The sequence below is a fragment of the Oxalicibacterium flavum genome (genome assembly GCF_014635065.1).
GTDB classification, from domain to species: Bacteria; Pseudomonadota; Gammaproteobacteria; order Burkholderiales; family Burkholderiaceae_D; genus Oxalicibacterium; species Oxalicibacterium flavum.
This window is the reverse complement of the sequence record NZ_BMCG01000006.1, coordinates 181,963-206,247: the sequence shown is the minus strand read 5'-3', so window position 1 is coordinate 206,247 and position 24,285 is coordinate 181,963. Positions and strand designations below refer to the sequence as shown.

Here is a 24,285-nt window from a genome sequence, read left to right as displayed (position 1 = left end):
TTTATTTCCGTGCGTTGCCTGTGCCTTGCTTACGCCGCGATACGCTCCTGCAGCAGGTGATCGATCTGCTGCAGGCGCTGGATGGTATCGGCACACGCATGGGCGGCTTCCCTGCCCTTGACCAGGAAATGCTGGAAGAAGAATTGCTGATGCTCTTCGTGCGCATGGAACTGGTGCGGCGTCAGCACGGCCGAGATGACCGGCACTTCGGTTTCCAGCTGCACCTGCATCAGGCCGCTGATGACGGCCTGCGCGACGAATTCGTGACGATAGAGACCGCCGTCAACCACCAGGCCGGTACCGACCACGGCGGCGTAGCGACCGCTCTTGGCGAGCACCTTGGCGTGCAGCGGGATTTCGAAGGCACCGGCGACCTCGAAGAAGTCGATGGCATCCTCGCTGTAGCCGCGCTTGCCCATTTCCTCGACGAAGGCGACGCGGCATTGATCGACGATGTCCTTGTGCCAGCTCGATTGAATGAAGGCGACACGACGCGCGGATTTCGATTTGATATCGATGGCTTGTTGCATGATGGATAAAGCTCCTGTTGCAGATGACAATAACAGGGGGTGTGGAATATCAAGCGGGAATGACAAGACGACCGGCGGCAGGCGCCGCGTCGCGATGAGGCTTCCCGTTCTCTATCATCCGGACTATGACCGTCGGCCCTGGAATCGCACCAGATCTGCTGACCCTGCCGAGGCGGCCTGCGGGAGCAGGCGGAAGCTTCGTCAGGCGCTCGCGGGCTGGATGCTTGCGCATCATCACCGCCGGTGGGGAATCTCGCCCCGCCCCGAGAACGAAACCGATGAAGTGCAATGCTGCTGTTCAGCGCACTACGTTCATCGGCAACAGAGAATTTATCACGGCTGGAAAAATCCTGCCGGCGCGCAAGGACTACGCGGCGTCACTCCTTGTCGTCGAGCAGATCGTCGATGGACTCGCCGCCGAGCAATTGCTGCGCCGCTTCGGTCGGCAGCGCCTCGACCGACTTGAGCTTGCGCGACATCTGGCGCGTGCGCGTCTCCGCCTGCTCAATGTTGCGCGCAGCGCGTTCGAGCGTGGTCTTGGTGGCAGCCAGCACGTCGCCGAACTTCGAAAACTCGGTCTTGACCGCACCAAGCACCTGCCACACTTCCGACGAACGCTTTTCGAGCGCCAGCGTGCGGAACCCCATTTGCAGGCTGTTCAGCAGCGCCGACAACGTTGACGGGCCGGCGATGCTGACGCGATAGCTGCGCTGCAGATCGTCGCACAGGCCGGGCCGGCGCATGACTTCGGCGTACAGACCTTCGGTTGGCAGGAACAGGATTGCAAAGTCCGTGGTCAGCGGCGGCGACAGGTATTTCTCCGCAATCTTCTTCGCCTCACCTCGGATCACGATTTCCAGTTCGCGGCCGGCCGCCAGCACGCCTTCAGTATCGGCGCGGTCGGCTGCCTCGGCCAGGCGTTCGTACTGCTCCTTGGGGAACTTGGCGTCGATCGGCATCCAGACCTGCGTGCCGGCATCGTCCTTGCCCGGCAGCCTGACGGCAAATTCGACGCGCGCGCCGCTGCGCGGAATCGTCTCCACGTTCTTCGCATACTGGTCAGGCGTCAGCAACTGTTCGAGCAGCATCTCGAGTTGGACTTCGCCCCAGGTGCCGCGCGTCTTGACGTTGGTCAGCACGCGCTTGAGATCGCCGACGCCGATTGCCAGCTGCTGCATCTCGCCGAGGCCCTGATGGACTTTCTCGAGCCGGTCCGACACCAGCTTGAACGATTCGCCGAGGCGCTGTTCGAGCGTCGCATGCAGCTTTTCATCGACCGTCTTGCGCATCTCTTCGAGGCGCGTGCCGTTGTCGGTCTGCAGGTCGCGGATCTTCGCTTCCAGCGTGGCACGCACTTCGGCCATGCGCTGCGCGTTCGATTCGGTCAGCGCGTTGAGCGACTGGCTCAACGACTCGCCGAAGCGCTTGAATGCCACCGCCTGCTCCTCCCGTCCGGTCTGCGCCTGCTGGCCGATCGCCTGCCGCATCGCCTCCAGTTGCTGCGCGTTGGCTTCGTTGAGCTTGGCGAGCTGCTGCGCGAAGCTGTCGATCTGGTTGTTCTGCATCGTCGCCACGCTCGTCAGCTGCGCGGCAAGCGCCTGCTGGAACTGCGAGAAGTTGCTGCCAAGCTCCTGCCGCGTGGCTTGCGCCGAGGCATGCACCTGCTCGCGCAGTTCGCGCTCGAGCCGATCGCCGCCCTGCTGCTGGCTGCGCTGCAGTTCAGACTGCAAGGCGGCCAGTTGCGGCGCGACATCGGTGCCGCGGCCGCGCAGCAGCAGGATCAATTGCAGGACGACGATGACGGCAACGGCCGCCAGCAGGATCAGGAAATGCAGTTCGGTCATGGAAAAACCTAGATGGTCGTCAGCCTCGTGCTGAACGAAAAAAGAAAATCGGGGCTCGCGCGATCAGCCGTGCGTATTGCGCATCCAGTCGGCGGTCTCGGCAAACGCCTTGCGCATGTATTCCTGCAGCGCCGGCACCAGGCCGACTTCGTTCATCGCCATGTCCATGCACTGCATCCACTGGTCGCGTTCGCTGATGCCGATCGCGTACGGCAGGTGACGGGCGCGCAGGCGCGGATGGCCGAAGCGTTCGATGAACAGATTGGGGCCGCCGGTCCAGCCGGACAGGAACCAGAACAGCTTGTCGCGCGAACCGTCCAGCGTGGGCGGATGCATGGCGCGGATGCCGGCGAACTGCGGCTCGAGATCCATCAGATCGTAGAAGCGGTCAACCAGCGCCCGCAGGCCGGTTTCGCCGTCGAGCAGCTCGTACAGGGTGTGCTGCGGCTTTTCCGTTTCCTGCGTAGTTTGCGCGGTCGGCGTGGATTGGTTTTCTGCAGTAGTCATGGCCGTCATGATAGCGCATCGGCGGCCGCTTCTGACGGCCGCCGCACGGCTTTCATCAGGCTTCGCGCAACGTCTGCAGCGGCGGCTGGCGCAACACGTGGCGCAGGCCCACCCAGCCGCCGACGAAGGCGCAGGCGGCGCCGATACCTATCCCCGCCAGCCATACCACCGGGCTGAAGACCCAGGAGAAATCGAAGACGAAGTAGGCCAGACTCCAGCCCACTGCCGTCGCGCCGGCTGCCGCCAGCAGGCCTGCCAAGCCGCCGACCAGCACGAACTCGATCCACTGCGCGCGCGACAACTGCGCGCGCGTGGCACCGAGCGCGCGCAGCAACCCTGCCTCGCGCTTGCGCTCGTCCTGCGAACTGACCAGCGCCGCGTACAACACCAGCATGCCCGAGGCCAGCGTGAACAGGAACAGGAATTCGACCGCTGCCACCACCTGATCGACGACGTCCTGGATCTGCTTCACCACGCTGCCGATGTCAACCACCGTCAGGTTCGGAAAATCGCGCGTGAGCAGGTTGTCGAGCGCGGCTTTTTCCGGCGGCAGGTGGAAGGCCGTGATCCAGGTCTGCGGCATGTTCTGCATCGCGGCCGGATTGATGATGACGAAGAAGTTGACGCGCATCGAGCCCCATTCCAGATCACGCAGGCTGGTGATGGCGACATCGACCGTCTCCCCCGCGATCTCGAAGCGCAGCATGTCGCCGAGCTTGAGATTGAGGGTTTTCGCAAGACCGGATTCGATCGAAGCTTCCGGCTTGCTGTCGTCATACCAGCGTCCGGCCTTGATCTCGTTTCCGTCCGGCACTTCCATCATGGTCGACAGATTGAACTCGCGGTCAACGAGCCGTTTGGCGCGGTCCTCGATAAAGGATTCGCCGTTAACGGGCGTATCGTTGATCGCCAGCAGACGTCCGCGAATCATCGGGAACAGCTTGGCATTGACGATGCCGGCCTGCGCCAGACGTTCCTCGATCTGCGCCTTCTGCTCGGGCTGGATATTGATGACGAAACGATTGGGCGCATCCGGCGGCGTGGCCTGCCGCCAGGCGTCAACCAGGTCGCCACGGATCACGGTCAACAGCAGCAAGGCCATCAAACCCAGCGCCAGTGCGACGATCTGCACCACGGTCGCTCCGGGACGCCGCTGCAGCGAAGTCAGGGCAAAACGCCAGTTCGGATGATCGGCTGCCGCACGCAGAAAGCGCAGTGATTTCAGTGCCCCCCAACCAGCCAGCGCAAACACCGCCAGGCCACCGAGGAAACCGCCGGCAGTCATCAGTCCCAGACGCAGATTGCCGGCCTGCCACAGCAGCAGACCGACGAAGGTCAGCAATCCCAGTCCATAGGTCGCCATGGTCATCGGCTGCGGCAACGCCTGTTCCTGGCGGATCACGCGATTGTGCGGCACGTTGCGCAGTTGCAGGATGGGCGGAATCGCAAACCCCACCAGCAGGATCAGCCCGGTCACGATGGCCTGCACGGCAGGTATGAAGGAAGCCGGCGGCAGATCGCCGGTGACCAGTCGGCCCAGCCATTCGATCAGCACGAAATGCGCGCCGAAACCGATTGCCGCACCGACCGCGCTGCCGATCAGCCCGACCAGCAGAAATTCGATCAGATACAGTCCCGTCACCTGATTCTGGGTCATGCCCAGACAGCGCAGCATGGCGCATGCATTCACGTGCCGCAGCATGAAGCGACGTGCCGCCATCGCCACCGCCACCGCGGCGAGCATGGCGGACAGCAGACTGACCAGCGACAGGAACTGTTCTGCACGTTCGAGCGTGGCGCGCATTTCCGGGCGTCCCGATTCCAGCGACTCGAGACGCACGCCGCGCAGCTTCTGCTCATCGATCTGCTGTTCCATGTACCGGCCGAAATCGGCAACCGCGCCCTTCTCTCCCGCGACCAGCAGACGATAACTGACACGCGAACCGAACTGGATCAGATTGGTGGCGGCCAGATCGCTCTGCGCAAGCATGACGCGTGGCGCAAAGTTCATGAAGCCGGCACCGCGATCGGGTTCGAACGTGATGACGCCGGCAATCCTGAAGGTCTTGTCGCCCAGACGCAGCGCATCGCCCACGCGTGCATCCAGACTACTGAGCAGCGCCGCGTCGGCCCATACCGTGCCCGAAGCGGGAATGGCAGTGGCAGGCGTGCCTTCGACATCGATGGCGTCGGCAATCTTTACCGCTCCCCGCAAGGGGTAGCCGGAACTGACCGCCTTGATCGACGCCAGTCTGGCGACACTGTCCTCTCCTGTTCCGATGCCCGCCATGCTCGGAAATACAATGGTTTCCGCCAGTTGCAGTCCGCGCCTTTGGGCCTCGTCGCGCAGGGCAGCCGCAATCGGTTCATCGGTGCGTATCACGAGATCGGCCGCCAGCAGCTGGTTGGCGTCGCGCGCGAGTTGCGCGCGCATGCGGTCGACGAAGAAGCCGACCGAAGAAAGTGCTGCCACTGCCACGATCAGCGCCACCAGCAGAAAACGCAGTTCACCGGCGCGCCAGTCGCGCCTCGTCATTCTTAATGATTGCACCAGCATTCGCGATCCATTCAGAGAGGAGGAAACAGCAGGATATCGGTTGCACGAAACATCCATGCAAAACAAGTTTGCAAGCCTAGCCTAAAAGCGGAGTTCCCGCCGATGCACGCGGCAAACGCGTGCAGCCCAGTCCGTCCGGGAATCTTTGCCGGGCCGCACAGTCAAGCATTGAGGAGCTTGTGCCATGCAGGCGCCAGCCATCGCCCGTCCGGGTATCGATACGCATGCCATTGTCATGCATTCCGGCAAGTGAGCGCGTTTCAGAAAAAAGGAGGATCGAATGGGCATTCCCGTCAATCAATTCGGCATCCCGCAATATCCGCACGACGATGCGCGCCGCCTGTTTGTGCTGGCCTGCGCCATCGACCTGCTGGAACGCCCGACTCCGTCCGCTCTCGACGATTTGACCGGCATCGACCGCACCATCATCGATGAAGCAGTACAAAAACTCTGCGAACAATACGGCATGACCATCCACAAGTTCGGCGATGCCTACCGGATCGAATCATGGGGCGACATTCTCAACAAGGATGGCGTACAGAAAATCATGCGCCCGGCCGCCTGATCCATGACCTCACGCTCTTTTTCCTGCTGCCGCAGCATTGGCCAAGGGAATTCCTTGCGCGTCTTCATAGTCTCGAAAATCCACGCATATTCACGAACGTATAGAAAAACTAGTGCTGAACGGATAGAACTTTGATCGGCCTTATGCGCGTATGTATAGTCGGCCGCATGAATATCGGAAATCGCCTGGACCAGGCAATGAAAGCCGCAAGAATCAAGTCTCAAAGCGAGCTTTCGCGTCTGTCCGGCGTTCCTCAGGCCACCATCAGCCGCATCCTCAAGGACATCGGCGCCAAGGGCCCTGAAACAGAAACCATCAAGAAACTCGCGAAGGCATGCCGTGTCTCGTTTACCTGGCTGAACGAGGGCGAGGAAGACAGTCTTCCGTCTTCTCAAGGCACTGCCGACCCGCTGCTCGATCAACGCATTGCCCATGCGCTGAGGGTCATGCAGCAAATGCCCGAATACAAGCTGAACCAGATCGTCAAGATCATCGATACGATCGCCGAGCCGCTGCCTTTTGAGAAGAGCGACAGCGCCGACACGCGCAAGTCCTGACCCGCTCGCCCTCTTCCTTCGCCTTCCGGTCCACTATTCCGATTTTTATCGCCGTTCGTCAGTCCGGCATGCCGAAACGGCAGAGATACGGTATTTTGCTGGTCTGATGCATTCAAAAGCCTGTAATTGTCACAAAAATTAACCGTTCACGAATTGACATATCAATCCGTTCTCGCATAAATTGCATGATAGAAATCCACACGGTTCGTACAGTAAAACAGCTGCCTGCGGGGCAAGCATGCGGTAAAAGTCATTGAGATGGAAAAACAGGGAAAGCGTTATACACCGCGTCGGGGCAGCAAGGTCGCCATTGCCATCGAGGCCATACAAACCCGGCCTCGCACCACGCGTGAACTGGGCAATATACTCGAGTGCACTTGCAACGCTGTGCGCTCGATGCTGCTGCGGCCTCTTTCGCGCGGCGTCATCGTCAAGGTAACGGACGATGCCGGCAAGCTTTATTTCGCCATGCCCCAGGCCGCCCAGCACGCCGCATTCACTGCCGCTGCAGTGGAACGCAAAGCGCCTTCGTGCGCGAAGCAGCGCCTGCCCTCCCCGGCCAGCGTTGCACCGGCCGCCAAGGCGCCATCACCCGCCCATCCGCCGGCTCATCGCAATGCCATGCGCGGCCTCGCCATGAACGCCGAATCTCCGATTGTCGCGTCATTCTTCCTCAACGGAGAACTGACCATTACCGCCAACGGCGAATGCATTCGCCTCGATGCCACGCAGCGTCAGCAACTCTATTCCTATTTGCACAAGCTCCGGCACGTACGCTGAGTCATTGTTTTGCTGCGGCATCAACCGCCCGCCAGCGTCCGCACTCTCGTCGCCAGCCGCAACGCTCCCGTTCTTGCCATCACTCCTGCGTAGTCAGCCGCAGCGCGACGCGCCTCTTCCTCACTCTGCCATTGTCCGGGCACCATGATCGCCACCGGCGGCTCGCATCGTTCGCCATCGTCCAGCACGCAAACCGATACCACGCCGGCAAACAGATGCGCCTGTATCGGTCGCGCCGCGACCGCTATGCGGTGACCGCAGACTTCTGCAGGACACCCATGCGGCTCCCGCACGGCCGGCGTATCGGCGTCAGTCATGGGCTTTCATATTGTCTATGTAGCGCCGCCCCTGCTGCAATGCATGCTCGGCTGCCTCTTCGGCCTGGCCGAACTCCGCATCCAGAACGCTGATGCTGATGACAGGAAGACCGCTCCTTGCCACATGAAAGCTCCCGATCCACTTGCCGCTATCGTGCTTTTCACTGGTACCGTGCACGTCGTAGCCCTTGTGATTCTCGACATTGGTATGACTCATTTCGCTCCTCCTCCGGTCTTGTTCGCAACCCTGCGTGTTGTGCCGGCAAACCCGTCACGCCGGCCATTCGCCCCTGCTGGCCCCCGACACCCGGCGATCGAGATAATGGGCCGCGCTGATCAATGCCAGATGCGTGAATGCCTGCGGAAAATTTCCACTCAGCCGTGCGTGCACATCGAACTCTTCGGCGTACAAGTGCAAATGGTTGGCGTAATGCAGTACCTTCTCGAACACCAGACGCGCCTCATCGACGCGACCGGCACGCGCCAGACACTCGACATACCAGAACGAACAGGCGGCGAACGCGCCTTCTTCGCCGCGCAATCCATCCTCGTTGCGATAGCGATAGACGAGCCCGTCGTCCGACAATGTCCTGCCGATCGCATCGAGCGTTGCCAGCCAGCGCGGATCGGTCGCGCTGACAAAGCGCACCAGCGGCATCAGCAGCAGCGAGGCGTCAAGCTCCGTGCGTCCCTTGCTTTGCACAAAATGCCCGCCCTTGTCGTTCCAGAAATTTTTCCAGATATCGTCGTGGATCGCGTTGCGTGCACGAATCCATTTATCGAACGGCGCCGCCAGCGAACGCTTGCTGGCAAGACGGATCGCGCGATCGACCGCAACCCAGCACATCAGGCGCGAGTGCAGATGGTGACGCGGCTTGCTGCGAATTTCCCAGATGCCCGCGTCCGGCTTCTTCCAGTCGCGGCAGACATGGTCAACCACCCGCCTGACGCCCGCCCATTGTTCGTGCGAAATGGCGTCGCCATACTTGTTGCTCAGATAGATCGAATCGAGCAACTCTCCATAGATATCCAGCTGGATCTGATCCACGGCATCGTTGCCGATACGCACCGGCACTGCGCCGCCATAGCCGGAAAAATGGTCGAGGATCGTTTCCCTGGGCGGAATGCCGCCATCCAGGGCGTACATCACCTTCAACGTGCCGCTTCGGTCGGAATGCACGGCAAGCCGACCCAGCCATCCATAAAACGCGGACGCCTCTTCCTGATAGCCCAGACGCATCAGTGCATACATGGCGAAGGAAGCGTCGCGTATCCAGGTAGCGCGATAGTCCCAGTTGCGCTCCCCGCCTTCCGCTTCCGGCAGACCGAATGTGGCTGCCGCCACCATGGAGCCGTGCTGGCGCGACGTCAGCAGCTTGAGCACGAGCGCCGAGCGAGTGACGGCCTCGCGCCAATGGCCCTTGTAGCTTGAGCGCGCCGTCCACTCCTGCCAGTAACGGATGGTATAGCGTTCGAGTTCATGCAGATCGTGTTGCGACAGCATTGGCATGTCGTGTTCCTCGAACACGAAATCGGCATACTCGCCCTGCTGCAGGACAAGCTCGGCCGTCGCCTCGTTTCTGCCTGCATGAAAGGCAGCCGGACCGGACAGGCGCAGCGTGGGATGACCATGACTGGAAAAAACCGCACATCCCTCTTCGATGCGCACCTTGAGCGGCGCCCTTCCATAATCGAAGCGCGGCGCGCAACGCAGCTGAATGCGCACCTGCCCGCGGGTGGCCCTGACCTGCCTGACCACGCGCGTCGGACAGGCGCCGTCTGCCAGCGGCATCGGCATCATGTCGATCACCTCGGCGCTCGCTTCGCGCGCAATCCAGCGCGTCATCAGCACATTGGTATCCGGCAGATACATCTGGATCACCCGCGCATCGTCCAATTGCGGAGCGAGCATGTAAGCCCCTCCCTTGTCGGGATCCAGCAGCGCGGCAAAAATGGCGGGACTGTCGAAACAGGGCCAGCACAGAAAGTCGATTGCGCCATCGGTGGCGACCAGCGCCGCCGTCGATAGATTGCCGATCACGCCATGGTCGGCGATCGAACGCGGAATGCGGCTCGACGCCGTCGCAGCCTTGGCTTTTCGTAGCGATGCCTGCTTGCGCGGCGTTGCTGTCTTCTTGTTTTGCGCCATCAACCGTTGTCCTCGAATCCGGGGTACAGCGACATGCCGCCATCGATGTACAAGGTGGTACCGACCACGTAATCGGCCATATCCGACACCAGGAACATAGCCGCGCGCGCAACATCCTCGGGATCGCCGATACGGCCCCAGGGGATCAGTTCCAGCAGCTTCTTCTCGCCGTCGCCCTGCGTCACGTTCTCATTGATCGGGGTACGAATTGCGCCTGGCGCAATCGCATTGACCCGAATTCCCTCGGCCGCCACTTCCTGCGCCAGCGACGCCATCAGCAGCGCGACGCCTCCCTTGGAGGCGGCATAATTGACATGACCGGCCCACGGAATGCGCTGATGCACCGAACTCATGCACAGAATCTTCCCGCGTGCGCGCGACACGCCACGGTCACCCTGCACGCGAAATGCCTTGACGGCCGCCCTGGCGCACAGGAACTGCCCGGTCAGGTTGACCTTCAGCACCGAATCCCACTGCTCGAGCGTCATCTCGGCAAAACCCGCATCCTGCTGCATGCCCGAATTCGCCACCAGGATATCGACCGCACCGAAACGCTCGATGGTTTCGGCGAACAGACGCTCGACATCGGCTTCCTCACCGACATCCGCCTGCACGGCCAGTGCCGCGCCGCCGGCCCGTTCGATCTGCGCGACCACTGCGGCAGCGGCCTTGTCGTCGCGCCGATAATTGACGACAACCTTCGCCCCCGCCTGCCCGAACGCAAGACAGATGGCTCGTCCCAGTCCCGAACTGCCGCCGGTGACGATCGCAACCTGATTTTCCAGCGTGATATTCATTGGTGGCGCGCTCCCCAAATGATCGATATGCTGCGTGAATAGCAATTCCTATTAAAAAGCAGGATGGAGAAATCGGTGTGTAGGACAGGTACACCAGTTTTCGTAGGATGATCGGAAATTCTCCGACAAGCCGGCAAACACGCCGTCGGCAGACGTTTCCACTACGGTAGAATATTTTCCATGCCCCATGACGCATTTCGCCCCGATACCCCCATGTCAGTGCCCGCACAGCCTTCTTCCGCTAACGATTTGAGCCTGATCGAATTGCATCGCTTCCGGCTACTCATCAATGCCATTTCGGATTACGCGATTTACATGCTCTCTCCGGATGGCACCATCGTCAGCTGGAACGAAGGTGCTCGCCGGCTCAAGGGTTACGAGACGCAGGAAATCATCGGTCAGAACTTCTCGCGCTTTTACGGCGCGGACGATCTGGAAAGGGGCATGCCGGCACACGCCCTGCATCTGGCCGAAACGACAGGCAAGTTCGAAGGGGAAGGATGGCGTTTTCGCAAGGACGGCACACGCTTCTGGGCTTCCGTTTTCATCGATGCGGTACGTGATCAGGATGGCCAACTGATCGGCTACGCAAAGATCACGCGCGACATCACCGAACGCAAGCAAGCGGCGGAAGCCCTGCGTGCCAGCGAACGGCAATTCCGTCTGCTGGTGCAGGGCGTCACGGATTACGCGATCTACATGCTCGATGCCGGGGGGATCGTCACCAACTGGAATGCCGGCGCCGCACGCATCAAGGGCTATGCCGGCGAAGAAGTCATCGGCACCCATTTTTCGCGCTTTTACACCGAACAGGATCGCGCAGAAGGCAAACCCGCCTTCGCCCTGGCATCGGCACTGTCGAACGGCAGGTACGAGCAGGAAGCCGTTCGGGTACGCAAGGACGGCAGCCAGTTCATGGCCCATGTCGTGATCGATCCCATTTACGACGATACCGGCACCTTCATCGGTTTTGCCAAGATCACGCGCGACATCACCGAAAAGCTGGAAGCCGCGGCCACCCTGAAGAAGACCGAGATCGCCCTCCAGCAGTCCCGCAAACTCGAAACCATCGGCAAGCTGACCGGTGGCGTCGCGCACGATTTCAACAACCTGCTCCAGGTCATTTCCGGCAATCTGCACCTGCTCGGCAAGGAGATCGGCGACAATCCGCGCGCGCAGAAGCGCATCGCGCGCGCCCTCGATGGCGTCGGACGCGGTGCCAAACTCGCCAATCAGTTGCTCTCCTTCGGCCGGCGCCAGCCTCTGGAACCCAAGGCGGTCAATCTCGGCCGTTTTCTCTCGAACTTCCAGGACATGGTGTCACGCACGCTGGGCGAATCGATCGAGACCGAGGTCATCACTTCCGCCGGCTTGTGGAATGCCATGGTCGATATCGTGCAACTCGAAAATGCGGTGCTCAACCTCGCCATCAATGCGCGCGACGCGATGCACGGCACGGGCAAGCTGACCATCGAAGCGGGCAATGCATTTCTCGACGAGAACTACGCGCGCAAGCACAGCGACGTCAATCCCGGCCAGTACGTCATGCTGGCAGTGACCGATACCGGTACCGGCATGTCGCCCGAGGTCGTGGCCCAGGCCTTCGAACCGTTCTTCTCCACCAAACCAGAGGGCAAAGGCACAGGACTCGGGCTGTCGATGGTCTATGGCTTCATCAAGCAGTCGGGCGGCCATATCGGCATCTACAGCGAAATCGGGCACGGCACCACCATCAGGCTGTACCTGCCACGCACCACCGACACCGAACACATCGTCACGCCACCGGAAGAACAGTTCGTGATCGGCGGCTCCGAAACCATTCTCGTCGTCGAAGACGACGAGCAGGTGCGCAGCATCGTAGTAGACATGCTGCGCGAACTCGGGTACCAGATCCTGAAGGCGGCCGATGCGCAAAGCGCTTTTGCCATCATCGAAAGCGGCGTCAGGATCGACCTGCTGTTTTCCGACGTGGTGATGCCTGGTCCCATGCGCAGCACCGAGCTGGCACGCATGGCACGCGAACGCATTCCCGACATTGCCGTGCTGTTCACCTCGGGCTACACGCAGAATGCCATCGTGCACGGCAACCGGCTCGATGCCGGCGTGGAACTCCTGAGCAAACCCTATACGCGGGAAACACTGTCGCGCAAGATCCGCCATGTGCTCGCCAAGCGCTCTTCATCCTGACGGCAACGTATCCCGAATAAAAACCTTCAGCACTTCAGCGCATGCTGTTGCTGGCGCAATTTGCGTTTCTTCTGCGCCAGCCGATCCTGGCGACGCGCCGTGATTTGCTGGCGCGCCTCGGCCTCGATATCGGCAATGTCCCTTTCCAACGCATCGCAACGAGGCTTACGGTCCGACGGCTTGGCCTGTTCCCCGACCATCGCACCGATACTCTTGGTGCCGGATACTGCGTTTGCCGACGCCGCCATCTCGGCCTGCACCCGCGCGCGCGTGGCGCGGATCGTCTCGCGGTCCGGCGCCACATTGCCGACCCGATCGTCGCGCACCTCGAACCGCTCGTTCTGCGCATCGTCTGCCGCGCAAGCCTTTTCGGAATAAATCGTCCTGCCCTGATGAACGCATTTATAGATGTCCTGCGCATATGCGGCAGGGACGAGCAGGACGAAGAAGATCGTCAACGATACGGGTCGCATGGCAGGCATCGGAAGCTGGAAGAAAGCCGATTATATTGCCTGATCGCAATCCCATCGCCAGCGACAGCGACAGCGATGCATGAAACCGTCAGTCGGATGGTTGCAGTTCTCCGACGGGCATCGATGTGCCTGAGAAGCTGGAGAATGTAAGAAAAATGCGCTGCTAACGTACCGTCAACCAAGCCGTTTTATCTGTGGCCGGATGCCAGGGCGCGGCGACGAGGCTGATCGGACTCCACCAGGAAATCCACCTTTTCGATCGCATGCTGCAAGGCAGAACGCTCCGCATCTTCCCGGGAGGAATACAGTCCGACGTTCTCCATAATCATCACGCGTCGGTCCCGCCTGCTTCTCAAGATATATCGCGCCAGCCAGAACTGACTGCGCGTCAATTCACCGTCGGTGGTGATTTCGTAGTCTCGATAGGGAGTCCTGGAAGACATGGCATTCCTTCCGAAAAGTGGGGCCGTTCAGACGATCTGCTGGTTTGACCCACACATTTTTCTTCAGGTCCAACGCAATATCCATCAGACCCGGACGCGAGTGCGCGTAGGAATTCGTCTCTTCTCCGAGCTGTCTCGGCCCGTTCATGCAAAAGCACATATTCCGTTACGCGAAATAGAGGCACACAGGAGAACAAAACAATAGGCATGCGCATGCCTGCAAATACCTACCACCGGATTCGCACGCCTGCCATCCCGCTCACGCCGCGCTGCTTCTCTCCACCGAGATCGGTCATATACCCGATCGACAGATAGGCGTCGACGTTATCTGCCCATTTCATCGTCATGCCGCCGCGCAACTCCAGCGAAGTGCCATCAAGCTCGGTGGATATATTCGTGTCGCCGAACCTCACGTTCGACTTCTTCGAAAAGTTGTGCCACACGTCGGCACTGACAAAGGATTGCCACGGCCGGCCACCAACGAGCGTGTTGTTCTCCAGCCGCAAGCCCAGCCGCCCAGTGAAAGCGTCGAAGTGACGATAGTCGATGGAAGAATAAGGATCGCGCGTATCCTTGAAGTCCACATACTGCCAGATGAGCTGTCCCTGCGGCTCGAGCGTCCAGGTCCCATTGAGCGGAAACGGGATGCCGCTTTCTATGGAAGCGGCAATGGCATCGCCCCGAGTCTTGGCGCCGACGTTCATATCCGACCAGGCATTTCCTTCGAACCGCGTGTACATGGCGACAGCATCGAGATACCAGCGACTGGAATCGACGCGCGTCCAATAGAGGCCGAGACTGTCGCCATTCAGCGTCAGTCTGCCTGAGCGATTGCCCTCGACCGCCAGCGTATTGCCGAAAACGGTTCCACGCGTCTCGGTATGTGAATAGAACGCACCGGCGCGATCCTCACCGCCGTCTTCATCGTTGCGGACGAACAGGTCTGAACCTATCTGCAGGCCCCACATGCGACTCTCTATCTTCGGCGCAAGCTGATAGCCGGAATCTCCGATCGTCGAACTCCAGCGCTGATCGTGCTTGCCGCCCAGCGCGCGTACCCACACGTTGCTGTTCGCTCCAGCGCTGTCCAGAAATGACTGGTCGCCGCGACGTTCGTGGAACGTACCGAGGGTAACGATGCCCCCCCGTTGCGCCATCGCGGGTCCGAGCACATACCCCGGAATTTCGGGGCGAATCAGCGGCGTTTCAGGCGGCGGCGTCTCTCCCGGCGGTGGCGGAACAGGCGGCCCCGGTGGTCCCGGCGGCAGCGGCGGCGGTGGTTCCGGCGACGGCGGTGGCGGCTCCGGCGGCGGGTCGACAGGCGGCGGCGGGTCAGGCGGCGGCTCGGGCGGCGGCGCAGGCATTGGCGGCGGCGGCGCAGGCAATGTCGTCGGTGGCGATGGTGGAGAGGGTGGTGGTTCCGGCGGCTCTGGTGGCGCCAGCGGAATGAGCGGCGCGGGCGCCGGCAACGTCATCGGCGGGGATGGCGGCAGAGTTGGCGCCGGCGCCGGCAGCACCGTAATAGGCACCAGCGGGTTGCTTACGCTAGAACGCAGAAACCAGTCGTTGTCATTGGCCGTATCGGCCGTCACGCCGCCACGAAAGAGCGCATACTCGTACACGCCGGCTGCCACTCGGCTGCCAAGCACGAAAGCCTCCGACGTAGTCGTGGCGCCGCCAACTGCATCCACCACGCGGATACCGTTGCCGACAGTCATGGCTCCCAGACCGTTCAGATTGCTCACATTGAGCGCGGTCAGGCCGGACGCGGCCGGGTTGGCCGTCGCCGTCGAGTTCTTCTGGATCACGAGCTGATCCGACGGCGAGTCGTCGCCGCCCAGCACCGTCTGCAGATTGAGGCGCCCGTTCTGGCCGACGTAATTGCCATAGACCACAAAGCGGTCGGTCGCCGTCGCCGGTCCGTTGGTCAGATCGATGAGCCCCGCATTGTTGACGGTCGCCAGCGCACTTGGCTCCCACGGCCGCACGGCATGCGTGCCATTGCCGGCCAGCACGATACTGCTGCTGTCGATGGAAAGAACGCCTGTCCCCGTTCCGGGATCTCCCAGGGTCAGCGTGCTGTAATTCTTGAACGTGAGCTGGGAACGGGAGTGCAGTGCGATGCGCTCCCAGTAGGTGAGCTGAGCCACGTCAAGACCCGTGCCGTTCTGCGTGTTGCTCCAGGTCATGCTGTCGTTGCCCGTTCCTCCGTCGACGATCAGCCCCTGCACGAGGTTCGTGGCATTCAGGCCGGACAGTAGCGCGGTATCGTTGTCCTCGCCCATCCGAACGCCGCTGACGATCTGACCACCTTGCCAGACGAAAAGATCGTCTCCCGCACCCGCCTGCACATCAGAACTGATCACACCTCTGACGATGAATGCCTGATCGTTGCCGGCTCCGAGATTCACCGTACAGCACACGGTGCCGTCCATCATCAGGAACAAGTCGTTGTCGTCGCCCAGATTGATGCCGCCATTGGTCTGCGCACGGTTGGTGAAGCGATCGTTGCCGGCACCAAGATTGGTAGGGCCATTGATCACGCCGCCATTGTCCACGCTGTCGAACGAAGCGCCGTTGCTGTTGATGCCGTTGATAACGCCATTGCCCCGGTTGGTAATGACGTTATCGTACTGGTTGGCGGCAGAGTGAGCACCGGTGAACTCCAGCCCCTGATTGAACAATCCTTCGTTGTCGATGATATTGGAAGGCCCCGACAGCGTAAGCCGGTTGATCGCCGCGCCGGCGCGGTTGATGACGGTGTTCGAAGATGTTGCGGTCAGCGTGACGGCATTGTTGAGTACACCGTAGTTGTCGATGCGATTCTGCGCCCCTGACATGATGAGGGTATCGATCGAACGGCCGGTCCGCACCGTCACGCTGTTAGTCCCCGTTCCATCGACCGAAAGCGTCGTCCCGCCGAACGTGCCATTCTGATCGAACGTGAAATCGCCGTTGTTAGTGACGGTGATGTTACCGTTGATCTGGCCGTTATTGTTGAAAACGAGAGACAAAAGGCCGTCGATCGACATGCCCATATTCACCGTTGCGCCAGCCACCACGGTGAGCGCGACATTGGGACCGGGCGGTGGCGGAGGAGCGATGGTCAGTCCATCCGGATCGGTACCCGAACAGGTCACCGTACCGGCATCGTCGACAACGCATTGCGCAAACACCGCGCCAGGGAGCAGCCCCCACAAAATGACCGATCCCGCAATCGTCCTCCATGGCACCAAGCGAAAAAGGTATCGTCGGCCTCTTCCCTGTTTCGCCTCGCTGGGGCTGTGCGGCGGATTGTCGATGCCACCCAACACATCGCTGTCGCAAGTCGAGTATTGCATGAGTCTGCCACCTCTCCGATCATTGTTCGTTCCGAGATGAACCGCACCTTTCCGACCAACTACACCCGGCTGAATGACATTGAAAATGCCTCACCGACCGGCCCGACCCAACCCAAAGACGTTGTGATCGGCACCGCATTTGAACTCCTTGCTCTTGCATGATGCCCGCTGTCTGAAAAATACACGAACGCCGATATTGTTTGCAACAAATTCCTCACCACAAGATTTGCTGGCGAAAATCCCATCATCCGGGTTCTTTGAATCTGCTCGGCCGTCAAATAGGCTACCGCTCTGGTCTGCACGAGGATATGCAGCTTGTCTGATGGCGGAAGCGGTGGGATTCGAACCCACGGACGGTATCACCCGTCGCTGGTTTTCAAGACCAGTGCCTTAAACCACTCGGCCACACTTCCATTCGATATCGATGCTCTGCAGAAAAGCAGGGACGCATCGATTGGCGGGAGGCCGCATTATACCCAACTCCCCTGCCATTGCCGACTGCGGGAATTCCGGTGCTGGTACCGAAACCCGTCTGCACGCTTCAAAATCGGGCTATACAGCATACGGGGCAAACCCGCACGTTCATCAATCGGCCAGGAACAGTTCCTGCAAATCGTTCAGGAAACGGCGCCCCAGCTCGGTCGGCTTGAGCGTCATGTGGTCGCGGTACAGCAGTCCCTTGGACTCCGCCTCGTTCAGCGCGCGCTCGATGACATTCAGCGGCATGCCGGTACGCTCCATGAAGAGGTTGACCTCGACGCCTTCGGTCAGGCGCATGGCATTGAGCATGAACTCGAAGGCCAGTTCGCTGCGCGCGACTTCCACTTCTTCCTGCACCGGATTGCCGCTTCGCATATGCTCGAGGTAGGACTTGGGCTGCTTGTAGCGCGCCTGGCGGATCACGCGGTGCGGAAACGACAGCTTGCTGTGCGCGCCGGCGCCGATGCCCAGGTAGTCGCCAAACTGCCAGTAGTTGAGATTGTGCCTGGCCTTGCGCGTGGGTTGCGCATAGGCAGAGACCTCGTAATGCGCATAACCGGCGGCCAAGGTTTCCTGCGCGATCATGTCCTGCATGTCGGCGCTGGCGTCGTCGTCGGGTACCGTTGGCGGGTACTTGGCGAACACCGTGTTGGGCTCCATCGTCAGGTGGTAGAGCGACAGGTGCGGCGGCGCGAAACCGATTGCGGTCCGCACGTCCTGCCGTGCTTCTTCCAGCGTCTGCGACGGCAGCGCGTACATGAGGTCGAGATTGAAATTGTCGAAATTGGCCTGCGCGATCTCGACTGCGCGGCGCGCCTCGTCGCCGTCGTGGATGCGGCCCAGTGCCTTCAGATGCCGCGCATTGAAACTCTGGATGCCAATCGACAGCCGATTGATGCCGCTGGCGCGGTAGGACTTGAATTTGTCCGCCTCGAAGGTGCCGGGGTTGGCTTCCATCGTCACCTCGATACCCGGATCGAAGGGTATCAGGGTGCGGATATCGGACAGCAGCCGATCGAGTCCGGCCGCCGACAGCAGACTCGGCGTGCCACCGCCGATGAAGATCGTATGCAGCTTGCGGCCCCAGATCAGCGGCAGCGCCATTTCCAGGTCGGCGCGCAGGGCCGACAGATATTCGTCTTCCGGGATATCGCCGCCGGCCTCGTGCGAATTGAAGTCGCAATACGGGCACTTGCGCACGCACCACGGAATGTGCACGTAGAGCGACAGCGGCGGCAAGGCCGTCAGTGAAAGCGTGCCGGGCTTCAGGTAGGCGGTCGCGACACGCGCCGGCTCGGCGTGGTCGAGACTGTCCGCGATGTCCGCGCCGATCGGCCTGATCGGAATCATCCGAGCTTCTCGATCAGCGCGCGCAGCGCCTGGCCGCGATGCGAGAGACGATTCTTTTCTTCCGCACTCAATTCGGCCGCAGTCTTCTGCAGCGACGGGATCCAGAAATGCGGATCGTAGCCGAAGCCGCCCTCGCCGCGCGCGGCGGCGATCATTTCGCCGTTCCAGCGGCCATCGGCAATCACCGGCTGCGGATCGTCGGCATGGCGCACGAACACCAGCACGCAGTAGTAGTAGGCGGACTTGTCGACATGCGGCGCCAGATCGGCCAGCAGCTTTTCATTGTTGCGCTGGTCGGATTTCGGCTCGCCCGCATAGCGCGCGGAATAGACGCCGGGCGCGCCGCCCAGTGCGTTGACGCAGACGCCGGAATCGTCGGCCAGCGCCGGCAGGCCGGTCAACCGCGATGCGTGGCGCGCCTTGGCAATCGCGTTCTCGACGAAGGTGGCGAACGGCTCCTCCGCCTCCGGCACGCCGAACTCTCCTTGGGTGTGCAACTGGTAATCGAGCCGCGCCAGCAGCGCGCCGAATTCCTTCAGCTTGCCGACATTGTTGGAAGCCAGGATCAGGGATTGAGGCATGACAATCTAGAAATGAACAGGATGGATGCCCGACGGCACCGGGCGCACCAGCGCATGGACGCGCCGGTATCGCAGCGATGCATCGTCAGGCGGACAATCCCGCTATTTTACGCAGCAATCGCCAGCGCCTGTTTCTGCAGGACGATCAGGTCGCGGATGCCGTTCTGCGCCAGGTCGAGCAGCCGGTCCATGGTGGCGCGGTCGAACGCCGCGCCTTCGGCCGTGCCCTGGACTTCGATGAAGTGGCCGGCATCGGTCATGACGATGTTCATGTCGGTATCGCAGTCGGAATCCTCGGCATAGTCGAGGTCCAGCACCGGCTGGCCACGATAGACGCCGACCGAGATCGCGGCGACGAAGTGCTTGAGCGGGATCGCCGGGATCAGACCCTGCTCGGCCAGTTTGGCAAAGGCATCGTAGGCCGCGACCATGGTGCCGGTGATGGCCGCGGTGCGCGTGCCGCCGTCGGCCTGGATCACATCGCAGTCGAGATGCAACGTACGTTCACCGAAAGCCTGCAGGTCGAAGGCGGCACGCAGCGAGCGGCCGATCAGGCGCTGGATTTCCTGCGTGCGGCCCGACTGCTTGCCGCGCGCGGCTTCGCGATCCATGCGCGTATGCGTGGAGCGCGGCAGCATGCCGTACTCGGCGGTCAGCCAGCCCTGCCCCTTGCCTTTCAGGAAGCCCGGCACGCGGTCCTCGATGCTGGCGGTGCAGATGACCTTGGTGTCGCCGCATTCGATGAGGACCGAACCTTCGGCGTGCTTGGTGTAGTGGCGGGTGATGGTGATGGCGCGCAGCGCATCGGCGGCGCGGCCGCTGGGACGTTTTTCGAACAGCATGGAGCGTTAATTCCTGGAAGTGATTTTGGATGACTTTTCGATGGCGTTGCGGATTTCCTCGATCGCCTTTTCGATCTCGGCGTCATTGTACGTGTCTGTCGGCTCGGAATCGACATGACGCGGTGCCTGGATGGTAGTAGTGACGCTGCCGATGGGCAGCGTGTTGGTGGTGATGGTGCTGTTGCCCTGCAGGTTTTCGGCGCTTTCCCACATCATCGCGAGTGCCGTCGCGTTGTCGCTGTTGCGGCCGGCGATGCCGGTTGCAGCGGCCAGCAGCTCCGGTACCGCGCGCACGATGGTGTTGTGGTGCAGGCGATGCGCGAGTTCGTGATCGGGCAGCATCGACCACAGGCCGTCCGAACACAGCAGCAGCACGTCGCCAGCCTGCAGCGTGGCGCGGCGCGAGAGTTCGACGATCGGCATGTTGGGTGCGCCCAGGCAGTTGAACAGCTTGTTGCGGTCCGGATGCGTGTCGCGCTCGGACGGATCGACCTTGCCCTGCGCAATCAGCGTTTCGATGCGCGAATGGTCGCGCGTGCGCGCCAGAATCTGGCCGTTGCGCATCCAGTACAGGCGCGAATCACCGCAATGCGCCCAGATCGCGCTGTTGTGCTGTACCAGGCAGGCGACGATGGTGGTGCGCGGCGTTTCCGGCAGGTTGTTGATGGCGCGGTAGCGGTGGATTTCGCGGTGCGCGGCGAGGAAGCTGTCCTCGAGGAAGCGTTCAGGCTTTTTCACATACGACTTGGCGCTTTCCTGAAACAGCGAGGCAATGGTCTGCATCGCGATCTGCGCCGCCATCTCGCCCATCAGGTGACCGCCCATGCCATCGGCCACCAGCAACAGCAGCGCGTCGCGCGTGAAGCTGTAGCCCATGCGGTCCTGGTTGGTCTTGCGACCGCCGATGTGGCTTTCTTGATAGACGGAAAATCGCATGGTCTGATTCGCCCAAGGTGAGGAAAACTAGCGTGTGTGTTCCTGGATCGTCGTTTCGGCGTTGTAGCGCTGCCGCCCCAGGCCGCCGAACATGCCCTTGACGCGGCGCGCCAGGCGCTGCAGGCTGGCCGTCTCCTGCTGCTCCTGCAAGGGTTCGCGCAGCGCCTTCTGCAGGGCGAACACGCTTTGCGGGCGCTGCAGCGGATCGAGCATCAGGCTCCAGCGGATGACCTTGATCAGGTCCGGCGAATAGACGCCTTCGAGCCGGCTGAAATGACCGTCCATCTTGTCGTTCAAGCGGCGCTGGTCGGCCGGCTGCGGCGGCGCGCCGACCATGCATGCGAACATCGAGGCACCGATGCTGTAGATGTCGGTCCACGGGCCGAGGCTGCCGTTCTTCACGTAGAGTTCGGGCGCGGCGAAACCCGGCGTATACATCGGGTACAACTTGGGCATGTCGGCCGTCAAGGTCTGGCGCGCGGCACCGAAGTCCAGCAGGATCGGCGTGCCATCAACGCGCAGATAGATGTTGGCCGGCTTGAGGTCCAGATGCAGCAGCTTGTTGGTGTGCACCTCGCGCAGGCCGTTCATGACGTGGCTGAACATCTTGCGGATGAAGCGCTCCGACACCAGCGGCTTGTCGCCCTTCTCGCGGCGGCGCAGGATGTGGTCCTGCAGCGAGCGGCCCGACTCGTAGCCCATGACCATATAGACAGTCTCGTTGGCGCGGAAGAAGTTGGTGACGCTGACCACGTTCGGATGCGCGATGCGTGCCAGCGCCCGGCCCTCCTCGAAGAAGCACTTGAGTCCGATGCGGAACACCGGCAGGTTCTCGGGCGAGATCGCCGGCACCAGTTCGCCCGGCTGGCGCAGCGCCAGCGAACTCGGCAGATACTCCTTGATGGCGACGGCATTGCCGTCCTCGTCGTACGCCAGATAGACGATACTGAACCCGCCTGATGCAATCTTCTTTACAATGCGATATCCAGCGATTTCCAGTCCATCCGGCAACGGAGCGTTGTTTTGCGCAGCCATGTCGTCCCAGTTTTGATGATCATGGGCTGGCCGCGGCGCGACCGGCCTGGTGAGTAGGATGTTGCCGTCAACGCCTGCTTGGCGGCATGCGTTGAAGATTGTGTGGACAAATCGCCGCTTTGTAAAGAAAGAAAACAAAGGATTCCATTTTGACCATCAGCAGCATGACCGGCTATGCCGTGACCACGCATGAAACCGGCAACGGCACCCTGACCATCGAACTCAAAAGCGTCAACTCCCGCTTTCTGGACCTGCAGTTCCGCATCAACGACGACCTGCGCGCACTCGAACCGCAGCTGCGCGAAGCCATCATGGCGCGCATCACGCGCGGCAAGGTCGAATGCCGCGTCAGCTTTGGCCGCAAGGCGACTACGCCCGCCATTCCCGCCCTCAATGCCGGCGTGCTCGACTCCCTGTCTGGGCTGCAAGCCGGCGTGCTGCAGCTGTTCGCCGATGCGCGGCCGCTGTCTGTCAACGAGCTGCTGCGCTGGCCCGGTGTGATCGAAGAAGCCGAGGTCAGCCAGGAAGCGCTGCAGGCCGAAGTCGCCGCCGCCATGCAGGCCACGATGACGGCCTTCGTCGAGAGCCGCAACCGCGAAGGCGCGGCACTGCAGACCATGCTGCTGTCGCGCGTCGATGACATGGAGGCCATCGTGCAGCGCATCACGCCGCTGATTCCGCAGGTGGTAGCGCAATTCCAGCAGAAAGCCACCGAACGCATGCAGGAAGCGCTGGGGCTGGCGCAGAAGACGGCCGATGGCACGGCCCAGCCGGCCGTCAGCCGCGAGGAAGCGCTCGACCGCATCCGCCAGGAAGTCACGCTGTACGGCATCCGCATCGACGTCGCCGAAGAGCTGTCGCGCCTCGCCGCCCATCTGGCGGAAACGCGCGCCATCCTGGCCAAGGGCGGCCAGGTCGGCAAACGCCTCGACTTCATGATGCAGGAACTCAATCGCGAGGCGAACACGGTTGGCTCCAAGGCGGCTGTCAAGGACCTGGCCGACGCCTCGATGGCGATGAAACTCCTGATCGAACAAATGCGCGAACAGGTGCAGAATCTGGAATAAACCGGATTCATCCCGCCCATCATTCAACCTTTCATTTCCTGCGTATGCAAACGTTCGAGCAAACTCCTTCTTCCGGCAGCCTGTTTCTGGTGGTCGCGCCATCGGGCGCCGGCAAATCCAGCCTGGTCAATGCCCTGCTGCAGCAGGAACCGGCGATCAAGCTGTCGATCTCCTTCACCACGCGCACGCCGCGTCCGGGCGAGGAAAACGGCCGCGAATACTTCTTCACAGATGCCAAGGATTTCCTGGCCCGCCGCGATGCCGGCGAGTTCCTCGAATGGGCCGAGGTGTTTGGCAATTATTACGGCACCTCGCGCATCCAGATCGCCGACCAGATGGCGGCCGGCACCGATGTGTTGCTCGAGATCGACTGGCAGGGTGCGCAGCAGATCAAGAAGCAGTTTCCGCATGCGGTCGGTATCTTCATCCTGCCGCCATCGATCGATGCGCTGGAGGAAAGACTGAAGAAACGCGGACAGGACGAACCCCACGTGATCGCGCGCCGTTTGCTGGCCGCGGGCGGCGAAATCGCCCACGCCGCCGAGTTCGAATATGTTATTATCAATCAAGAGTTTACAGTCGCTTTGTCGGAGTTGAGCGCGATCGTAAAGGCCACGCGTTGCCGCTTTGCGCAACAATCAACCCGCAATGCTTCCCTGTTCGCCCAACTGGGCATCCATGCCAATTTAAGCTGACCTATCAGCCGACACATTCAGGAGTTACACCATGGCCCGCATCACCATCGAAGATTGTCTGAAACAGGTCCCCAACCGCTTTCAACTGACGCTCGCCGCCACCTATCGCGCACGCCAGTTGCTGCAAGGCCATACCCCAAAAGTTGACGCCAAGGACAAGCCGACCGTGCTGGCCCTGCGCGAGATCGCTTCCGGCCAGGTCGGCCTTGAAATGCTCAAAAAAGTACCAAGCTGATCGGTAAGTCCCCTTAC

23 protein-coding genes, 1 tRNA gene and 1 riboswitch are annotated in these 24,285 nt (G+C 61.4%); of the genes, 7 read left to right on the top strand and 17 right to left on the bottom strand.

Annotated features, from left to right (window positions below):
• Positions 1-29: 29 nt before the first annotated feature.
• The 4 genes from IEV38_RS14745 to IEV38_RS14730 all read right to left on the bottom strand — a co-directional run bounded on the left by IEV38_RS14745 (position 30) and on the right by IEV38_RS14730 (position 5,438).
• Entirely contained in the window at positions 30-530 is a 501-nt protein-coding gene (locus IEV38_RS14745) for a 6,7-dimethyl-8-ribityllumazine synthase (RefSeq protein WP_229729071.1), read from the bottom strand.
• 102 nt (positions 531-632) lie between these two features.
• Positions 633-805, bottom strand: a riboswitch (FMN riboswitch).
• 102 nt (positions 806-907) lie between these two features.
• The gene (locus IEV38_RS14740; RefSeq protein ID WP_188397411.1) at positions 908-2,374 is read right to left on the bottom strand and encodes a DNA recombination protein RmuC; all 1,467 of its coding nucleotides are present in this window, start codon (positions 2,372-2,374) and stop codon (positions 908-910) included.
• Positions 2,375-2,437: 63 nt separating this feature from the next.
• A complete protein-coding gene (locus IEV38_RS14735) occupies positions 2,438-2,881 on the bottom strand; it encodes a group II truncated hemoglobin (protein ID WP_188397409.1) in 444 nt (147 codons plus the stop codon).
• Between the two features lie 55 nt (positions 2,882-2,936).
• Positions 2,937-5,438: an ABC transporter permease gene (locus IEV38_RS14730; RefSeq protein ID WP_188397407.1), complete on the bottom strand. Its 2,502-nt coding sequence runs from the start codon at positions 5,436-5,438 to the stop codon at positions 2,937-2,939.
• 280 nt (positions 5,439-5,718) lie between these two features.
• Here IEV38_RS14730 and IEV38_RS14725 point away from each other — a divergent pair, with 280 nt between their 5' ends.
• The 3 genes from IEV38_RS14725 (at position 5,719) to IEV38_RS14715 (ending at position 7,340) form a co-directional block, all read left to right on the top strand.
• On the top strand, positions 5,719-6,003 hold the full coding sequence (locus tag IEV38_RS14725) for a hypothetical protein (RefSeq protein ID WP_188397399.1): 285 nt from the start codon (positions 5,719-5,721) through the stop codon (positions 6,001-6,003).
• A gap of 131 nt (positions 6,004-6,134) precedes the next feature.
• Positions 6,135-6,560: a helix-turn-helix domain-containing protein gene (locus tag IEV38_RS14720; protein WP_229729070.1), complete on the top strand. Its 426-nt coding sequence runs from the start codon at positions 6,135-6,137 to the stop codon at positions 6,558-6,560.
• 258 nt (positions 6,561-6,818) lie between these two features.
• Positions 6,819-7,340, top strand: coding sequence for a hypothetical protein (locus IEV38_RS14715; protein WP_188397398.1), 522 nt, complete (start codon positions 6,819-6,821; stop codon positions 7,338-7,340).
• Between the two features lie 20 nt (positions 7,341-7,360).
• Here IEV38_RS14715 and IEV38_RS14710 read toward each other — a convergent pair whose 3' ends face one another.
• The 4 genes from IEV38_RS14710 to IEV38_RS14695 are packed head-to-tail and all read right to left on the bottom strand — an operon-like array spanning position 7,361 to position 10,603.
• Complete coding sequence (locus IEV38_RS14710; RefSeq protein ID WP_188397396.1) at positions 7,361-7,657, bottom strand: hypothetical protein; 297 nt, start codon at positions 7,655-7,657, stop codon at positions 7,361-7,363.
• On the bottom strand, positions 7,650-7,874 hold the full coding sequence (locus IEV38_RS14705; RefSeq protein WP_188397394.1) for a DUF6566 family protein: 225 nt from the start codon (positions 7,872-7,874) through the stop codon (positions 7,650-7,652). Before IEV38_RS14705 ends, IEV38_RS14710 begins: the two co-directional genes overlap by 8 nt.
• 54 nt (positions 7,875-7,928) lie before the next feature.
• Positions 7,929-9,806, bottom strand: coding sequence for a glycoside hydrolase family 15 protein (locus IEV38_RS14700; protein WP_188397392.1), 1,878 nt, complete (start codon positions 9,804-9,806; stop codon positions 7,929-7,931).
• The gene (locus tag IEV38_RS14695; protein ID WP_188397390.1) at positions 9,806-10,603 is read right to left on the bottom strand and encodes a glucose 1-dehydrogenase; all 798 of its coding nucleotides are present in this window, start codon (positions 10,601-10,603) and stop codon (positions 9,806-9,808) included. Before IEV38_RS14695 ends, IEV38_RS14700 begins: the two co-directional genes overlap by 1 nt.
• A 213-nt stretch (positions 10,604-10,816) precedes the next feature.
• Between IEV38_RS14695 and IEV38_RS14690 the strand changes: the two genes are divergently transcribed.
• Positions 10,817-12,790 carry a hybrid sensor histidine kinase/response regulator gene (locus tag IEV38_RS14690; protein ID WP_188397388.1) on the top strand — a complete coding sequence of 658 codons (1,974 nt, stop codon included), beginning with the start codon at positions 10,817-10,819 and terminating at the stop codon, positions 12,788-12,790.
• A gap of 26 nt (positions 12,791-12,816) precedes the next feature.
• On the opposite strand, the gene IEV38_RS14685 is transcribed toward IEV38_RS14690, so the two are convergent.
• From IEV38_RS14685 to IEV38_RS14645, 9 genes are all read right to left on the bottom strand, one after another.
• A complete protein-coding gene (locus tag IEV38_RS14685) occupies positions 12,817-13,263 on the bottom strand; it encodes a DUF4124 domain-containing protein (RefSeq protein ID WP_188397386.1) in 447 nt (148 codons plus the stop codon).
• 188 nt (positions 13,264-13,451) lie between these two features.
• On the bottom strand, positions 13,452-13,706 hold the full coding sequence (locus IEV38_RS14680) for a hypothetical protein (protein ID WP_188397384.1): 255 nt from the start codon (positions 13,704-13,706) through the stop codon (positions 13,452-13,454).
• A 227-nt stretch (positions 13,707-13,933) separates the two neighbouring features.
• Positions 13,934-17,047 (bottom strand): autotransporter family protein, encoded by a 3,114-nt coding sequence (locus tag IEV38_RS14675; protein ID WP_188397382.1) that lies wholly within the window; start codon positions 17,045-17,047, stop codon positions 13,934-13,936.
• 323 nt (positions 17,048-17,370) lie between these two features.
• Positions 17,371-17,460, bottom strand: a tRNA-Ser gene (locus IEV38_RS14670).
• Positions 17,461-17,632: 172 nt separating this feature from the next.
• Positions 17,633-18,877, bottom strand: coding sequence for a radical SAM family heme chaperone HemW (gene hemW / locus IEV38_RS14665; RefSeq protein WP_188397380.1), 1,245 nt, complete (start codon positions 18,875-18,877; stop codon positions 17,633-17,635).
• Positions 18,874-19,458: an RdgB/HAM1 family non-canonical purine NTP pyrophosphatase gene (rdgB, locus tag IEV38_RS14660; protein WP_188397378.1), complete on the bottom strand. Its 585-nt coding sequence runs from the start codon at positions 19,456-19,458 to the stop codon at positions 18,874-18,876. The genes hemW and rdgB overlap by 4 nt, the downstream gene beginning before the upstream one ends.
• A 107-nt stretch (positions 19,459-19,565) precedes the next feature.
• Positions 19,566-20,300: a ribonuclease PH gene (gene rph / locus IEV38_RS14655; protein ID WP_188397376.1), complete on the bottom strand. Its 735-nt coding sequence runs from the start codon at positions 20,298-20,300 to the stop codon at positions 19,566-19,568.
• A gap of 6 nt (positions 20,301-20,306) precedes the next feature.
• Entirely contained in the window at positions 20,307-21,236 is a 930-nt protein-coding gene (locus IEV38_RS14650) for a PP2C family protein-serine/threonine phosphatase (RefSeq protein WP_188397374.1), read from the bottom strand.
• Positions 21,237-21,263: 27 nt separating this feature from the next.
• Complete coding sequence (locus IEV38_RS14645; protein ID WP_188397372.1) at positions 21,264-22,271, bottom strand: serine/threonine protein kinase; 1,008 nt, start codon at positions 22,269-22,271, stop codon at positions 21,264-21,266.
• Between the two features lie 149 nt (positions 22,272-22,420).
• Between IEV38_RS14645 and IEV38_RS14640 the strand changes: the two genes are divergently transcribed.
• From IEV38_RS14640 to rpoZ, 3 genes are read left to right on the top strand one after another with little or no spacing between them, the layout of a single operon-like run.
• Entirely contained in the window at positions 22,421-23,338 is a 918-nt protein-coding gene (locus IEV38_RS14640; RefSeq protein ID WP_371869896.1) for a YicC/YloC family endoribonuclease, read from the top strand.
• Between the two features lie 44 nt (positions 23,339-23,382).
• Entirely contained in the window at positions 23,383-24,033 is a 651-nt protein-coding gene (gene gmk, locus IEV38_RS14635) for a guanylate kinase (protein ID WP_188397370.1), read from the top strand.
• Between the two features lie 31 nt (positions 24,034-24,064).
• Positions 24,065-24,268, top strand: a complete 204-nt coding sequence (rpoZ, locus tag IEV38_RS14630) for a DNA-directed RNA polymerase subunit omega (RefSeq protein ID WP_188397368.1) — start codon at positions 24,065-24,067, stop codon at positions 24,266-24,268.
• Positions 24,269-24,285: the final 17 nt, after the last annotated feature.

Coding starts and splice junctions, on each gene's coding strand:
- IEV38_RS14745 (WP_229729071.1), bottom strand. CDS start 530: ATGCAACAAGCCATCGATATCAAATCGAAATCCGCGCGTCGTGTCGCC.
- IEV38_RS14740 (WP_188397411.1), bottom strand. CDS start 2,374: ATGACCGAACTGCATTTCCTGATCCTGCTGGCGGCCGTTGCCGTCATC.
- IEV38_RS14735 (WP_188397409.1), bottom strand. CDS start 2,881: ATGACTACTGCAGAAAACCAATCCACGCCGACCGCGCAAACTACGCAG.
- IEV38_RS14730 (WP_188397407.1), bottom strand. CDS start 5,438: ATGCTGGTGCAATCATTAAGAATGACGAGGCGCGACTGGCGCGCCGGT.
- IEV38_RS14725 (WP_188397399.1), top strand. CDS start 5,719: ATGGGCATTCCCGTCAATCAATTCGGCATCCCGCAATATCCGCACGAC.
- IEV38_RS14715 (WP_188397398.1), top strand. CDS start 6,819: ATGGAAAAACAGGGAAAGCGTTATACACCGCGTCGGGGCAGCAAGGTC.
- IEV38_RS14710 (WP_188397396.1), bottom strand. CDS start 7,657: ATGACTGACGCCGATACGCCGGCCGTGCGGGAGCCGCATGGGTGTCCT.
- IEV38_RS14705 (WP_188397394.1), bottom strand. CDS start 7,874: ATGAGTCATACCAATGTCGAGAATCACAAGGGCTACGACGTGCACGGT.
- IEV38_RS14700 (WP_188397392.1), bottom strand. CDS start 9,806: ATGGCGCAAAACAAGAAGACAGCAACGCCGCGCAAGCAGGCATCGCTA.
- IEV38_RS14695 (WP_188397390.1), bottom strand. CDS start 10,603: ATGAATATCACGCTGGAAAATCAGGTTGCGATCGTCACCGGCGGCAGT.
- IEV38_RS14690 (WP_188397388.1), top strand. CDS start 10,817: ATGTCAGTGCCCGCACAGCCTTCTTCCGCTAACGATTTGAGCCTGATC.
- IEV38_RS14685 (WP_188397386.1), bottom strand. CDS start 13,263: ATGCGACCCGTATCGTTGACGATCTTCTTCGTCCTGCTCGTCCCTGCC.
- IEV38_RS14680 (WP_188397384.1), bottom strand. CDS start 13,706: ATGTCTTCCAGGACTCCCTATCGAGACTACGAAATCACCACCGACGGT.
- IEV38_RS14675 (WP_188397382.1), bottom strand. CDS start 17,047: ATGCAATACTCGACTTGCGACAGCGATGTGTTGGGTGGCATCGACAAT.
- hemW (WP_188397380.1), bottom strand. CDS start 18,877: ATGATTCCGATCAGGCCGATCGGCGCGGACATCGCGGACAGTCTCGAC.
- rdgB (WP_188397378.1), bottom strand. CDS start 19,458: ATGCCTCAATCCCTGATCCTGGCTTCCAACAATGTCGGCAAGCTGAAG.
- rph (WP_188397376.1), bottom strand. CDS start 20,300: ATGCTGTTCGAAAAACGTCCCAGCGGCCGCGCCGCCGATGCGCTGCGC.
- IEV38_RS14650 (WP_188397374.1), bottom strand. CDS start 21,236: ATGCGATTTTCCGTCTATCAAGAAAGCCACATCGGCGGTCGCAAGACC.
- IEV38_RS14645 (WP_188397372.1), bottom strand. CDS start 22,271: ATGGCTGCGCAAAACAACGCTCCGTTGCCGGATGGACTGGAAATCGCT.
- gmk (WP_188397370.1), top strand. CDS start 23,383: ATGCAAACGTTCGAGCAAACTCCTTCTTCCGGCAGCCTGTTTCTGGTG.
- rpoZ (WP_188397368.1), top strand. CDS start 24,065: ATGGCCCGCATCACCATCGAAGATTGTCTGAAACAGGTCCCCAACCGC.